Source organism: Pradoshia sp. Z5_111 (assembly GCF_058267535.1).
This window is the reverse complement of the sequence record NZ_JBZCPQ010000001.1, coordinates 610,638-626,318: the sequence shown is the minus strand read 5'-3', so window position 1 is coordinate 626,318 and position 15,681 is coordinate 610,638. Positions and strand designations below refer to the sequence as shown.

The following is a 15,681-nucleotide window of genomic DNA, read 5'->3' as shown; positions in this document are numbered from 1 at the left end:
TTAATGCCTCCTTTTCCTGAACAAGTTAACGAAATTTTAGAGTGGCTTTACCGGAACCAACAACTTTTCCTGATTCCTTTTCAGCTATTAAATTTAAATCTGCCATTCTCAGGCCATCTTCCTCATAGATTTTTTCTACAGTTGAGGAACATGTAATTAAGTCACCCGGAATTGTCATCGCTCCAAATCGCATTTTAAACTGTTTAATTTCAGCTGTGGTGCCTGCAAGCTCCATAATGTATTGGCCCAAAAAGCCCATAATCAGCATTCCGTGAGCAATCACACCATTCATGCCAATCTTTTGCGCAAACTCATCGTCAGTATGTAGCGGGTTAAAATCGCCGGATGCTCCGGCATATTTGACTAATTGAACCTTTGTAATGGGCGGCTTTTTTTTTAAGACAGGAAGCGCTTGTCCCGCTCTTAAATCCTGATATTGTATCTCCATCCATTTGACCCCCTATCTTTTCATAAAGCAGCTCGATAAATGATATTCATACGGCTGATGGCTACCATTTCTCCGCTTTCGTCCTTGAATTCTGTATCAAGAACAAGAAATTGCATCTTACCGCTATTTCCGTCTTTTTCGTATAAATCCGCTACCTTGCTTTTACAAATGAGTCGATCTCCAAGCCGGACTGAACGATGATAAATAAACTCCTGCTCTCCATGAAGCATCCGCTTTTCGTCCAGTTTTAGAGGAAGGTGATTTCCTTCACTGCTTAAGGCAATTAAAAAGGTAGGAGGAGAAATAATGCCCTCATAAAATGTGTTTTTAGCGTATGCTTCGTCCGTATATAAAGGATTAGAATCTCCTATAGCATCCGCAAATTGACGAATATGTCGCTTTTCTACCTCAACGGAAAAAGTGCGTCCTTCTAAACCAATTATACTTTTATCAAGCTCCATAGCTTTGCCTCCCATTAATAGGCTTTATGTGTAAAAATGACGGTTGTTTATGCAAATTTTAAGATAATATACATATAGCATCAATGTAGGTTTCAACATAAATATCCACAAAGTCTTGTAATGTTCTACACTTCAATAGTAGATAGCGTTACATGGACAGACCACATTGTGCTGTAGTTGAATGATAAAAGTTTGTATTTATCTAACAAATTAATAACTACTTTTGTATATGTGTACTCAAAATTTTATAGAATGATTTAATCTAATCAGTAGTCTTGTAAATCTCCTGAAATAATAAAATGATTTATTTTATATTTGGCTATTTATTGTCTTTAACTCCTTGTCACGCAGGATTCGTTTAAGAATTTTACCTGCTGGTGATACAGGAAACTCTTCAACAATCTCCAATTCTCGTATTTTTGCATAGTGAACGACTTCCTGATTAACAAAATCGATAAGTTCTTCAACTGTTGTTGTTGCTCCCGGCTTGAGAATAACAAATGCCTTTGGGATTTCTCCAACACCTGCTGAAGGTTTCCCTATTACGGTGGCGTTGCTTACTGCAGGATGCTTAAATAGCGCATCCTCAAGCCTGCTTGGATAGACGTTATAACCTTTATAAATCAACATATCTTTTTTGCGGTCAACGATGGTGATGAATCCATCTTCGTCCAGCATACCGATATCTCCTGTATGGAGCCAGCCGTCTCTAAGCGCTTCTTCTGTTTCGACGGGCTTATTATAATACCCCTTCATAATTTGTGGACCTTTTGCACATATTTCACCTGTAGATCCAGTAGGTAATGATTCTTCGCTGCTGCCATCAGCAGGGATGATTTTCACTTCCGTATCAAAAAGTGGATGTCCAACTGTTCCGATCTTTTGCAATCCAGACCACAGCATAACAGTATTTGTGATTGTTGCTGTGGCTTCAGTTTGTCCATAGCCTTCTCCAACCTTGGCATTTGGAAATGTTTTTGCTAATAGTTTCATTTCCTCTTTTACTAATGGAGCTGAACCGGAGCCGACATTCTTTACAGATGAAAAATCGTAATTATGTAAATCTGGATGACCGAATAAGCCATTCCACATGGTTGGAGAACCACTCACATGGGTCACTTGATATTTCTCAATAAATTCAAGAAATGTAGTAGGTTTAAAACGGTCAATAAGAATGACAGTGTATCCTAGTAACATTGGATATGCCATACAAGCATAAACACCGGAAATATGAAACAAAGGTGAAGGGCTGAGAGATATAGCTTCCTCTGTCAACCACGGGTATTTAGCTAAGTATTTGTCGATATCTTTCTCGACTCTTACAACATCAAGTCCGCCATTCTCTGAAACCTGTGGCAATAATCCAGCCGTCCAGGCTGCCGACTGCAGAAAACTGCTGATCAAATTAGAATGTGTAATCATAACACCTTTAGGTCTACCTGTTGTTCCACCGGTATACGCAATATGGACAAGATCATTTTTCGGATCAATCCCCGGATCAAATTCCTCCTCTTCACCAGAAGCAATCAAATCCGCTAAGCTATACCAATCCGCTCCATAATCCCTTACATCCACTGGATTACTATATGAGAGCATTTCCTGGTCTCCGGTCACAATTACCTTCTTTAAATTTACGTTTGCTTGTAAGCTATGAATATCATTCGCGGTTGTTTCATGAGTGATTATAACTTCAGTATCCGAATCCTGAAGCTGAAAACGGACATCATCTTTTGGAAAATAAGGATTAATTGGTGAATATATAGCACCGGATAAAACAATTCCATAATAAGCAACAATATATTGAGGACACGTTGGTAAATGAACTGAAACAACTGTACCTTTTTCCACGCCAAGCTTCTTCAATGAATAAGCAAACCGAAGAGAATCACGGTAAACCTGTTCATAGCTAATATGCGTATCATGATAAATAAAAGCAGTCCGGTTCCCAAAACGGCTGGCGCTTCCTTTTAAAATCGCTCCTACCGGTAAATTAGGATAGTCAATAGTCCTTGGCATATCTGGATCAAAAATTCGTTCATCTGACCAATTAAACATTTATATCAACTCCAATTGGTATTAGAATAGGTAAGCATAACTTAATAGATGTCTACTTTAGTGGGATATATTTTTATCCAATTTCTATTACACATGCTTTTTCCCGGGTGTATTCTATAAACGAATCTGTTCCAAAACCACTGTCTTTAAATCCTCCAAAGGGTAAATCAATTCCAACCTGAGAATACGTATTCACCCATACATTTCCTGCATCTATCTTGCTTATTAATCGCTTTGCACGGGCTAGATCAGTCGTCCAGATTCCTGCTGCCAAACCAAAATCCGTATCATTAGCCATGGCTATAGCTTCTTCTTCGGTTTCAAATGGTATGACCACTGCTACAGGCCCAAAGATTTCTTCCTGGCATACACGATGACGGTGATTATCCACCTTTATCAGAGTTGGCTCTACCCAATATCCGTTTTCTAACTCCTGATTTCCTTGTAATAAGACATTACCGCCAGATTTCCCACCTACAATAATTTCTCCTTCTTTTTCTCCAAGCTCTATATAGGAAATCACTTTCTTATATTGCGATAGATTACCGATTGGGCCCATCGTTGTTTGCATATCTAACGTATTTCCAAGCTTTACGCATTCCATAGCCTGCTTGAATCCTTTTACTACTTCTTCAAAGATGGACTTCTGAATTAATATCCTGGATCCAGCCACACATATTTGTCCTGCGTTGCCGGTAAAAATGGAATAAGGCAATAATCTTTCCATTACTTTATCCAGGTCTGCATCCTCAAAAATAATATTTGGAGATTTACCGCCCAATTCAAAGATGAATGGTTTTGGATTATTGACAGTTGCCCTGGTAATTGCGCTTGCTGTAACTTTAGAGCCAGTAAGACTGACTTTATTTATTTGCTTATTGCTTACTAAAGCATCACCGATTTCGGTTCCATATCCAGATAAGACATTTATGACACCTGGGGGTAAGATGGATGCCAAAATTTCTCCGTAGCGTAAGGAAGAAACAGACGCATGCTCAGAAGGTTTAATGATAACTGTATTGCCAGCTGCCAAAGCATAGGCAGCTTTTATTGTGAATGTAAATAGAGGGGCATTCCATGGTGTTATCCCTACTACCACTCCTAGAGGTTCACGATACGTATAACCAAACGTTGTGGGCCCCTTTGGGATGGTATCCCCTCTACTCGCATAATTACAAAGCCCGGCTGCATCATACCAAATTTGTTTTAATGAAGTGATAAGCGTATAGCTTGTGTTGCTTATGACCCATCCATTGTCCCTTGTTTCCAGAGTTGCCAATTCTTCAGCATGATCAGTCAGTCGATCGCCAATTTGTCTTAAGAATTCAGCCCGTTGTAATGGTGGAAGTGCAGCCCAATCGGGAAATGCATTGCGGGCAGCTTGGATTGTATATTCTACGTCTTTTATCGTGCTTCTCGGTATCCTAGCCCATGCAATACCTGTAGAGGGATTCATACTTTCAATAAATTCACCGGTTGTTGACGGAACAGCATTACCGTTAATAATATTTTTATATTCTTTTAGTTCATTGATTACAGGCATACTTACTCATCCCTTCCTGTTTTTAAAGATGGTTTAGGCTGAAAATCTACCAATTAAGAGCTGTAGCTGCCTTTTCTCTATATAATCTTGAATTTCCCAGATATGTTTGATAGTATTGAGCTCTTTTTAAATACAGATGACAGTCAATTTCCTCTGTTACTCCTATGCCTCCATGAATCTGAATCCCATGTCCCGCTAAACGAAGATACGCTTCTGTAATAAATGCCCGGGCACTATTAACTGCCACTGCTGCATCTTCTGCCTTATCATCTAGAGCCCAAACAGCGTAGTAACTTAACGATCTTGCCGTCTCCAAATCCAGCTTCATATCTGCAATTCGATGCTTTATCGCTTGAAAACGTCCGATTGGCTGGCCAAATTGAACACGGATTTTTGCATATTCGGCACACATTTCTACGATTTTATCCATGCCTCCAACCATCATTGAAGCAAGGGCAGCGTTCAGATATAAAAGTCCTTCCTCAATGGCGTCCTCACCTCTATTCAATTCACCTAGAATTCGAGAGTTGGAAACGATTACATTTTTAAAGTTAACTTCTGTCAGATGACGAGTTTCATCCATTGATTGAAGTACTCGATAATCTACACCATCATCATTTCTATCTACAAGGACAAAAGAAATACCTTTTCCATCCGTTTCTGATTCAGAGCGAACTAGCACAAGATATGTATCTGCCAGATTGCCTTCAGGAACTAATGTTTTAGACCCGTTAAGAATCATCGTGTCTTCATCATATTTTGCTGTCATTTGAATATCATTCAGGTTAAAAGTCTTTCCTGGCTCTAACCATGCAAGTGAAATGGTTCTTGAACCGTCTGCAATTCCTGGTAAGTATTTTTCTTTTTGTTCGGCTGTACCAAACTTTTCAATCATCGGTGCTGCAAATGCGACGGTTTCTAAATACAATCCTGGTAATAATGCACGTCCTAATTCTTCGAGTACAGGGACTTGATCAACTGTAGTTAATTCAGCACCTCCATATTCTTCTTTCACGGTGATTCCCATACAGCCCAATTGTGCTAGACCCTTCCATGTCTTAGTGAGTAGATTCGTATTTTTTTTCGCCATCTCCCGAGCAATCTTTGTTTGCCCTGCGCCATCTAAATATTTTCGGACCGATCCCCGAAACATTTCCTGTTCTTCACTTAAAGAAAAATCCATTTTTATTGCACCTCCGTTTCATTAACGTAAATCCTTAGGCAATCCCAATAATCTTTCACCAATCGTATTTCTCTGTACTTCGCTTGTACCTCCGCCAATCGTAACTCCAAAGGAAGATAAATATTCTAATTGCCAAAAAGGATTGGCCAGTGCATCTTCTTTCCATAAAACACCCTCATGACCCTGAATGGATACAGCAAACTCAAACAAATCCTTTGTTAATTCGCTGCTCATTAATTTATCCATCGAGCTTTCTGCACCAGGATAGCCTCTTTTCATAGAGGTAGTAATATTGCGATAATACGTTAAAAGTACACCTCGACAACGAGTATAGAGCTCAACCATTTTTTGTCGTGTAAATGGGTCTTTTATGAGCGGCTGGCCATTTTCCTTCAGTTCATTCGTTAGCAACACTAAATCAGAAAATTGCTTCTCCAAAGTGAATATTTGTGCGCCAATTCCAGTTCGTTCATGTAGCATTAAATTAATCATTACCTTCCAACCCTCATCAATTTCGCCAACAATTTCTTCATCATAAGCAACAGCGTCATTGAAATAAACCTCATTAAAATCATGCTTTCCATTCATTTGAATAATGGGACGTACTTCAACACCTGGTTGTTTCATATCTACTAGAAATACCGTGATTCCTTTATGTTTCTTTTCTAAATTGGAGGTTCTCGCAAGTAGAAAACAACGGTCTGCCAAATGCCCATAACTCGTCCAAACTTTTTGTCCATTGATAATCCATTTGTCGTCCTGTTTAACAGCACTCGTCTTCAATGCAGATAAGTCAGACCCGGCATTTGGTTCAGAATAACCCTGACACCATACTTCTTCAGCGTTAAGTATTTTGGGGATAAATTTCTCTCTTTGCTCTTCCGTTCCAATATCCATTAAAGTCGGGCCAACCATATGGATTCCAATATAATTAATAAGATGTGGAGCCCCTGCTCTAACCATTTCCTGATGATAGATGATCTCTTCTATAACAGAGGCACTTCGACCGCCATATTTTTCTGGCCAAGCGATGGCAACCCAGCCGCCATCATTCATTTTCTTCTGCCAATTCCTCAAAAATTGAGCTTGTTCTTCTTCATCTTCTGGCAAATTTCGTTTACCTTCGATCCAACCCTCAGGTAGATTTTCCTCTAACCATATCCTTAATGTTCGACGGTATTCTTCCTCTTTTTTTGTAAAAGAAAAATCCATTTCATCATCCTCCTTCGGCAATCATCAAGCTCCTCACAAACATAACAACTATAATTTGTATTTTAGTAACATAGGTTTTTTAATACAATGTAGGTTTTCACATAATTTCTCTGTAATGAATTGAAGATTATATACTTGTTTTTGCTGGAGAAGGAGGTAATGTAGAAGAAAGTTATATAAACGAAGAGAAGGCATTGCCTTCCCGTATATGAAAATATGAGGTTTTTATTTTAAACAGCAATAATGAGGATGGAAAATTTGTCGTAATTTGAGGCTAGGAAGCTTGGTTCAGTGATTTCTTAAGATAACAGGCTAGTTGAAGGCGTAAAATGTCCTCTGCATCTTCAAATGAAATACTGAGACAATCTTCAATCTTCTTTAATCTTTGGTAAAGTGTATTGATATGGATAAACAATTTAGTAGCCGTTTGTGATGCAGATCGATTCAATTCAAAGTAAGTAATCAATGTTTCTTCTAGTTTGCTGGCTGCATGATGAGGTGTCTGTAAGGGTTCAAATACCTCCTGCAGAAAACGGTTAATTTCTTCTTTGTCTTGATTGATAAATAGCCTGTTCAGTCCAATTTTCGAGTATTCTATTATATCAGGAGTTTCCTTTGAAACAAGATAGGAGAGAGCCATCTCCGCCTCATTATGAGATTTAGCAATCAGGGATAAATTGCTATAGGTTGAACTGATTCCTCCGCAGAGTAATCTGCCCTTTTCCTCCTCATTCCACATCACAATGGTTTGTTCTAAAACCTGCAGAATGAAAGTGTATGATTTGGTATCGGGAAGGCAGAAGAGAACGATTGCCTTATTATGGTCACCGAAAATGGTTTGAATATAAAAGGGTAATTCTTTTTTTAACTGAGCCACTAAACGGTGTATATAGGTATCTAGCACTTCCTCGTCCTGATTTCCTATATATTGAATGATTACTGAAAAAAACTCCTCCTGCTCCTTAATACCTAATTCGGTGGCCTTTGACAATAACGTGTTGGAATCTTTGCTCTGCAGCAATTGATAATATAACTCTCGACGATTTTTGTAATAAAACCCGACTAAGTTCTTTTTCTTAACCAGTTCAAGTGCAAGGACAGAATATCCCTGTTCTAATGCGATATGGTCTAGCTGACTTAAGGGTTCCTTTATCTCGATAATAAGACAGCCAAGAATTAAATTTTCTGTACGGATTGGATATAGACAATGAGACTCTTGCTCAGATGTAATGATTTTGTATGGTAAACCATCTTCCATATTTGTAATCGTACGATAAAGTTTTTGGTACGTATAAGAATAGGGCAGTTTTTTTCTTTCAGGTATACAGCTATTTTCGATTAGGTCTACAAATATTAATTTTTTCCCAATTATTCTGTTTAGCTCACGAATTACCTTTTTTGCCCCCAAATTCTGCAAGGAGAGATTGGTTAGTGTGGAATGAATGTCATCTCTTTTGAGAAGAAGTTGATTTTGATTTTTGATATCGGTGAATAACTTTGCATTTTTAAGTGCTACACCAATTTGAGAAGAAAAGCCTTGCATCAACTGTAAATCTTGTTCTGTTAGACTCTTACTTGATTTAACCTGGCCAAGGATCATAGCACACTCAATTTCCCCATCAACAGCTATTGGAGCTGAAATTAACGATTTAACATGCCGGGGAAAGTCGTAGGTAGGATCCCAATACTGATTATTTTCTGGAGAGACAGTAGCCATCTTTAATAAAAGCTTAGAAGTATCCTTCACGAGCTCCGGAGTTCCATTCATGAACATTTGTCCAATAGAACCTTCTCCTATTCTATACTTCATTTTCCAAAGTCCGTCCATAACATGGCCAACTGAAGTCTTACAAACTATACGATCTAATTGCCGGTCATATAACCACAAAGTACCTAAGTCAGCGGTTGGTATAACTTCCATCGTATTTTTTAATATCGCAGAAAATATTTCTTCAATATCTAACAAAGAAGTGGTTTGACAGATACTCTCTATGATTTTATCGATCTTATATCGGTTTGCATTTAAAACATATTCACTATATATCGGATAAAGAAAATAATAGATTAAATCCATTTCTTTTTCTTCAAACTTTGTCGGTTCAGATAAGCAGATGGATACTATGTATTGAGTAGGGTATTTAAAATAAAGATATGTTTTATGGCCCTTAACTTCCTGGATAGATATAACATCCATTATGTCCATATGCAATCGTTCGAAATCGCTTAAATGTTCCTCTCCCTCAATTAAAATAAAATCTGAAGTTTCAGGACTTGATAACCAAATTTGATACGGGCAATGAACACCTTTTTCCTTCAAAAATGCCTGCAAAACATTTTGGTTACTCATATTTCCTCCTTTGGATATAAATTATTTTTAAAAGATATTCATGTATTCTGTCATAGATTGTCTGTCTACATTATAATATTAAATTTCCTATATTGATTAATCAATCTTATTTATATCTGAAAATTCGACAAAATTCTACAAATACTTATCGATAAAGTTATTTCTCATATGATAATGGCAAGTAACGTTAATTAAGAAAAGTTGATATTGTACGATGTATATTTTTAATTTAACAGCAAAAAAATCTCACAGCACTTTGACTGAGAGATTTTTTTGAATTGCTAAGCAACCATTACTTGCCTAATATAAACTAGTGTCTACCTATGCCCTCACAGCATTATCCCGCAAAGTATGTTTTAGCACTTTCCCGCTCGCGTTTCGTGGTAACTCTTCGACAAAGACAATTGTCTCGGGAGCTTTATATTTCGCGAGATTTTGTTGACAGTAAGTTTGAATATGTTCTGCAGACAGATGTCTTCCCTCTTTAAGCACAATAAATGCCTTTGGAACTTCTCCATAAACAGGATGAGGAATACCGACTACAGCTGCTTCCAAAATTTCATCCAATTGATATAAAACCTCTTCAATCTCAACTGGATATACATTTTCCCCTCCACGAATGAGCATATCTTTTTTTCGATCAACAATATATAACAATCCGTTCTCATCTAACCGACCCAAATCTCCGCTGTACAACCATCCGTCTCTGAGTGTCATGCGAGTCGCTTCTTCATTTTTTAAATACCCTTTCATTACTTGTGGACCTTTAACAATGATTTCACCGACAGCAAAAGGAGGAACGTCCTCTCCATCTTCACCTACGACGCGAACCTGTGTATAGGGTAAAGGCTCTCCAACTGAACCGATTTTTTCTAATGCAAAATGATCTTTTAGGGTGGTTGCCCCTGGAGAGTTTTCTGTTTGCCCATATAGGTTCTGAACCTTTACATTTGGATAATAGGTCTTTAATCGTTTAACGAGCTCATATGGCATAGGGGCCGCTCCGTATGTAAATAACCGTAGATGAGATAAATCCGCCTCTTTCATTTGAGGTGCATTTAATAACGTACTGTAAATGGCGGGAACTCCAAAAAAGATTGTGACTTTTTCCCTCTCCATTGCTTTCAAAGTTTGTTCGATTATAAAAGTTTCTTCAATAATGACTGTACCGCCGTTTAAGATTGTTGGAATAGAAAAGCAATGACTGGCTGCACAGTGAAATAAAGGGGTGACAATTAGTGTACGATCCTCAGAAGTTGTTTCTAAAGACTGTGCCCAGATTTCAGCAATAGCTCTTACATTCTCCGCTGATAGACATACACCCTTAGGTTTACCTGTAGTTCCTGATGTATAGAAAATAACTGCAGTATCTTCCTTGTCTATGTGTTCTTGCTGGAAAGGGATAGATTCGTCCTCTAAAACTGCCTCTATTGTGTTTTTTTCGCCAGTTTCAAGAGTATCCTTAAACTGTTCCACAGTTGCACTTATTTGCTCTAGTACTGGATTTAAACGAGTATCATAGATGAGGGCCTTTGCCTCTGAATGGCGCATAATATACTGCACTTCTGGAGCCGCCAGTTTTGTGTTAATCGGCAATACAGAAAATCCACCTAATTGACAAGCATAATAAGCAATTAAAAAGGTGTCCGAATTAAATAAGTAAAGAGCAATGATATCCTCTTTTTGGTATCCTTTTTGCTGAAAGAAACCTGCTAGGTTTTGTGCTTTTTGATAAAAGTCTGAGTAGGCTGTCTCTTTCCCCTTAAATGAAGTAATCACGTTGCTGGGTTTAGTATGCGCATGTTCACGTAATTGCTCAAAAATAAACACTCTAACATCCCCTTTACTGATTAACTAGTATAAGTATAGCGGGGTTGGATTCATTATATTGTCGATTTATAGTCGTTTAATTTAAATTTGATATAGTTCCCCTTTTTTACGTATATAGAATTCTACATGCCTTTACACGAATCATCTTCCTAAGTTAAAACCTACTATTCCGCCGTAATACTTTCGATTCTTTCGGATGGATAGTCTAATTTTATTTCTAACAATCTATTAGAAATAAAATAAAGATGGTGCATTTATGTCCTCTCCTATTAAACTTTGTTAAATTTTATTCTTCTATATCAATCTTGTAAGCCATTACAAAAATAATTCCTATTCTCTTTCCTTTACTTGTCAGCAAAAAATAGCTAAAATTGTTTTTAATACCTAGTACTAAAAGTTACATATGACAACAGGTATCAGATAATTGATTCATATTTTGGGAGGATTTTTTTAATGAAAAGAGAAGAATTAATAGCTCCTCATGTCTATAATTTAACAAGGGAAATTGAGCGTTATGCCAATGATTCTGAGAAATTGGCTCTAAAGTGGGAGAATCAGGATGGTCTGACTAAATCAATTACATATAAACAATTGGTCGAAGAAGCTAATAAAATAGGAAATGTATTTGCTGAAGCGGGATTACAGATGGGTGATAAAATACTGGTGATTGTTCCCCGTATAATCGAGGCTTATGCCATCTATATAGCTGCATTAAAATCTGGCATCGTACTTATCCCATGCTCAGAGATGCTCCGTGCAAAAGATTTGGCTTTTAGAATTCAGCATGCTGAAGCTCGAGCGGTAGTCTGTTATGAAAAATTCACAGCTGAAATTGATGCGGTTCCTGACTCAGATAAGCTGATTAAATTCTGTGTTGGTGAAGGTAAAGATCAATGGATTTCCCTAGATGAAAAAGTGAAAACAGCTTCCTCTCAATTTGAAGCAGCCAACACTACCAGGGATGATATTGCTTTGTTATCCTATACTTCCGGCACAACAGGCAATCCAAAAGCAGTTGTACATACTCATGCCTGGGGCTATGCTCATTTAAAAACAGCTGCAAAGAATTGGATGTCTATCAATGAAAATGACCTAGTGTGGGCAACAGCCGCTCCTGGATGGCAAAAATGGGTGTGGAGTCCCTTCCTATCCGTACTTGGAACAGGAGCAACCGGCTTCGTGTATAATGGAAAATTCAATGCGGATACCTTTTTAGCTTTGCTGGATAAGTATCAAATAAATGTTTTCTGCTGTACACCTACTGAGTATCGGTTAATTGTAAAAAGTGAAAATCTAAATACGTACAAATTACCTTATCTCCATAGCGCGATTTCCGCTGGTGAAGCACTAAATACAGAGGTAATAAATGCTTTTTACAATCAGTTTAATGTAACGATTCGCAATGGTTATGGACAAACTGAGAGTACATTATTAATCGGCCAATTAAAAGATATCCCAAATAAGCCTGGTTCCATGGGTAAAGCTACACCGGGAAATATAGTAGAAATTGTCGATGAAAATGGGCAGCTGTGCCAAGCAGGTGAAGTTGGTAATATAGGTGTTCATCTTAGTACACCTGCTCTCTTTAAAGAATATTATAAAGATCAGGAACGTACACTTTCGCAAAGAAAAGGTGAATACTTTATTACAGGTGACCGAGCTTTAAAAGATGAAGAAGGTTTCTTTTGGTTTGAGGGTAGAAGCGACGATATTATTATTAGCTCTGGATATACAATTGGACCGTTTGAGGTGGAAGATGCTTTAATCAAGCATCCTGCCGTGAAGGAATGTGCAGTTATAGGAAGTCCTGATGCGATTAGAGGAAATATTGTTAAAGCCTTTATAGTCTTAACAGAATCTTATAAACAGCATTCAGAAAAAGAACTGATTGCAGAGCTTCAGAGTTTTGTAAAAACGTTAACCGCTCCTTATAAATATCCTAGGAGCATTGAATTTACAGAGACATTGCCTAAAACCACATCAGGAAAGATTCGACATGTACAATTAAGAGAGATGGAACTAAGCAAAGACTGAAAAATATTGACCCGACTTTTAAATAAGTTGGGTTTTTTTTCTCTCTATATAAATAAAAACCGCCACTAAATACAGCGACGGTGTAAAAATTTATTTAGTTTGCGAGACTTTTACGCCTTTTGATACAACCTTGGTTGGATTGATTAAGGTATCAAGTGCTGGGCAATGAGCCTCTATATAATGGATAAATTCCTCGATTTTTTCTTGAGGCTCATTAGATTCCATATGGACGATATAACGAATTTCCTCTAAACCAACTTTTACACCTGGTTTTCCCTTGTAACCGCCCGTGTCTAAATCACCTTCAAGCTCGATCACCAAACAATCATACTGTATTCCCATTTTATCCGCATAGCTTTGAGCCATAATGGTTTGACACGCACCGAGTGATGAAAGAAGGAGCTCCAATGGGTTCATGCCAAGATCCGTTCCTCCCGCTCTTTCCGGTTCATCAATTGTCACCTTATGTCCCCTAGCTTCGACCTCGACCTGTACATTTTTAATTAAAGTTGCTTTTGATTTCAGTGTCGTTTTTGCCATCATCAATCTCCTTTTACACGTAATATATGAAAATGAATTTGGTTCTCTCAAGTAGCTGCTTCGTTAAAATGATACGTTTGTAGATTATGCTTTTCGTTTTATTTCTTTTTGTGGTGCTCCGACTCTTTTCGTATCGTCCCGATTTTCTTATCACTGTGTGTATCCCTGCCATTACGGTTTCGAATAGTTCCGGGTGGGAGCTCATATTCTTTTTCAAAATTACCTACTCTGCAATCGTCACTTGTCTGTTTTGTCAATGTAGATCACCCCTATATAATTTTATATCTGACTATACAGGTTAATACCACGAACTATACGATTCTATTCATCGGATTGAACAGACTGCAAAACAAGGTGCAAACATATGTTCTTTTTATAAAAAAATAGCATATTGTAAAAAATACAGTCATAATCTCTAATTTTACGAGCTTTTGTATAGAAAACTGCCAATGTTCGTGTTTTTCATCATTTTATGAGTGTCCGCTCGGTGAAGCAACCGCACTTATCTTCTCTAAACACGAATGAAACTTTATTAAAAATAAATAAAGTTTGTGTTTTTTGTGTGGAATCAATTAAAAATTATTAATGATATTAATCCTTGTTAAGGAAATATAAAGCTTTTAAGTGAATTATCTCAAGATCCCCTTTTGCTTTGCTTCCTCTAACCATTGTGGAAATTCGTTTAATAATTGATCGTACAATTCTTCATCGGACACATCTTCTAAATTATTCAAATGAAAGAAATTTGCATTATCCACATATCGACCTTCCATTGTATCCAGCTTTCTTAACACATCAAAATTAGAATCTCCTATACCTACAAACTGCCAGAAAATCGGCATTTTCGAAGAATTTGCGATGATTTTTTTAATACCTGATTTACATCCGCCATCATTCATAAATACTAAAAAGACGGGCTCATCTGCTGGTTCTTCTTTCATATATTTATGGATAACATCTTTCATAACTTGTGGTTCGTCATTTCTTCCAAATTTATGTATAGATTGATCATTTACTATCTTGTCGTTGACATAATTGACGAAATCCTTTTCTGAAACAGCAGGCAGCCTGGAAAATTCATTGTCATAAACCCATACATCCAATGAACCGTTATCATCAAATTGGCTTGCTACGGCCAGGATTCTCTCTACTGCTTCCTGGACAACCCCATCACGGTATAAAGCTCGCATGGAACCGGATATATCTAACACAAGTCCAACTCTGGCTACAACGCCCTGTAATTTCTTCTTCTCTAAAACAACCTTAGCAATATTCTTTTTTAATAGAATTGGCTGCATACGTAACTCTCCCTTGTTATTTTTTCTATCTGTACAACTGCATTATTTTGAACCTCTTACCCAGTTCATGCCCCAATTAAAAGCACGATCCATATCCTGATGGCCCTTAAAGTACTCTACTAGTCTTTCCACCTTGAATGTTTCATTGTTAACATTTTCTATCATAGCGATTGCACACATATTATTGCCGTTCAGATGTTCATCAAGCTTTACTTCTACATCGGAACCTCCAGGATACTTCAGAGTTACAACACCATCTGCTTGAGACCAATTAGCTACTCCTTGATAAATAAACGCATAAACTAAAATACGTTTAATTTCGGTCACTTTATCTCCGTTAATTCGAAGATTTTCCCCGCCTTCGGCACTTCCCGTACGGTCATCAGCATCCAATTTTATAAAAGGTCTTGCTTTAAAATTCCCAAAAGCATTGCCAAGAGCTTGTACGCAGCCTTTTTCTCCATTTTTCATTTCAAATAAACAACCAAGATCAAGGTCGACATTATTAGACTTACCGAATAAAGCAGACATGAATCCACCGGATTTAGGAGCACTTTTTTGATTCCAATTGAGGTTTACGAGCAGTTCTCCGAGTGATTGATTCGTACTTTTTGTTAGATTGATATTTTGTCCTTTTTTCTTTAATTCAATTTTATTTAAGTTAACCATTGTATGTAACCTTCCTTATTTGTATTTTATTTACATAATTTAATTATATTTTAATTTACAA

The 15,681-nt window shown here is 37.4% G+C and carries 12 protein-coding genes and 1 pseudogene; 1 reads left to right on the top strand and 12 read right to left on the bottom strand.

All coding sequences use genetic code 11. The features are described from left to right. Positions 1 to 25 precede the first annotated feature (25 nt). From AC4D4A_RS03025 to AC4D4A_RS02990, 8 genes are all read right to left on the bottom strand, one after another. Positions 26 to 448, bottom strand: a complete 423-nt coding sequence (locus AC4D4A_RS03025) for a MaoC/PaaZ C-terminal domain-containing protein (protein ID WP_490994527.1) — start codon at positions 446 to 448, stop codon at positions 26 to 28. Positions 449 to 468: 20 nt separating this feature from the next. Continuing rightward, on the bottom strand, positions 469 to 909 hold the full coding sequence (locus tag AC4D4A_RS03020) for a MaoC family dehydratase N-terminal domain-containing protein (protein ID WP_490994526.1): 441 nt from the start codon (positions 907 to 909) through the stop codon (positions 469 to 471). A gap of 309 nt (positions 910 to 1,218) precedes the next feature. Beyond that, positions 1,219 to 2,964 (bottom strand): class I adenylate-forming enzyme family protein, encoded by a 1,746-nt coding sequence (locus AC4D4A_RS03015; RefSeq protein WP_490994525.1) that lies wholly within the window; start codon positions 2,962 to 2,964, stop codon positions 1,219 to 1,221. 73 nt (positions 2,965 to 3,037) lie between these two features. Continuing rightward, a complete protein-coding gene (locus AC4D4A_RS03010; protein ID WP_490994524.1) occupies positions 3,038 to 4,507 on the bottom strand; it encodes an aldehyde dehydrogenase family protein in 1,470 nt (489 codons plus the stop codon). A gap of 46 nt (positions 4,508 to 4,553) precedes the next feature. Further along, positions 4,554 to 5,690, bottom strand: coding sequence for an acyl-CoA dehydrogenase family protein (locus AC4D4A_RS03005; protein WP_490994523.1), 1,137 nt, complete (start codon positions 5,688 to 5,690; stop codon positions 4,554 to 4,556). A gap of 21 nt (positions 5,691 to 5,711) precedes the next feature. Continuing rightward, positions 5,712 to 6,902, bottom strand: a complete 1,191-nt coding sequence (locus tag AC4D4A_RS03000; RefSeq protein WP_490994522.1) for an acyl-CoA dehydrogenase family protein — start codon at positions 6,900 to 6,902, stop codon at positions 5,712 to 5,714. A gap of 274 nt (positions 6,903 to 7,176) precedes the next feature. Further along, positions 7,177 to 9,249: a helix-turn-helix domain-containing protein gene (locus tag AC4D4A_RS02995; RefSeq protein ID WP_490994521.1), complete on the bottom strand. Its 2,073-nt coding sequence runs from the start codon at positions 9,247 to 9,249 to the stop codon at positions 7,177 to 7,179. Positions 9,250 to 9,570: 321 nt separating this feature from the next. Next, a complete protein-coding gene (locus AC4D4A_RS02990) occupies positions 9,571 to 11,079 on the bottom strand; it encodes a class I adenylate-forming enzyme family protein (RefSeq protein WP_490994520.1) in 1,509 nt (502 codons plus the stop codon). A gap of 453 nt (positions 11,080 to 11,532) precedes the next feature. On the opposite strand from AC4D4A_RS02990, the gene mbcS reads away from it, so the two are divergent. Next, a complete protein-coding gene (gene mbcS, locus AC4D4A_RS02985) occupies positions 11,533 to 13,113 on the top strand; it encodes an acyl-CoA synthetase MbcS (protein ID WP_490994519.1) in 1,581 nt (526 codons plus the stop codon). 90 nt (positions 13,114 to 13,203) lie between these two features. Here the strand turns inward: mbcS and AC4D4A_RS02980 are convergent, their stop codons facing one another. The 4 genes and pseudogenes from AC4D4A_RS02980 to AC4D4A_RS02965 all read right to left on the bottom strand — a co-directional run. Then, complete coding sequence (locus tag AC4D4A_RS02980) at positions 13,204 to 13,653, bottom strand: OsmC family protein (RefSeq protein ID WP_490994518.1); 450 nt, start codon at positions 13,651 to 13,653, stop codon at positions 13,204 to 13,206. Between the two features lie 98 nt (positions 13,654 to 13,751). Further along, entirely contained in the window at positions 13,752 to 13,910 is a 159-nt protein-coding gene (locus AC4D4A_RS02975) for a hypothetical protein (protein ID WP_490994517.1), read from the bottom strand. Positions 13,911 to 14,282: 372 nt separating this feature from the next. Further along, positions 14,283 to 14,951 (bottom strand): vWA domain-containing protein, encoded by a 669-nt coding sequence (locus AC4D4A_RS02970; RefSeq protein ID WP_490994516.1) that lies wholly within the window; start codon positions 14,949 to 14,951, stop codon positions 14,283 to 14,285. 42 nt (positions 14,952 to 14,993) lie between these two features. Further along, positions 14,994 to 15,617: pseudogene (locus AC4D4A_RS02965) on the bottom strand (TerD family protein); the annotation flags it as partial. Between the last annotated feature and the right edge of the window lie 64 nt (positions 15,618 to 15,681).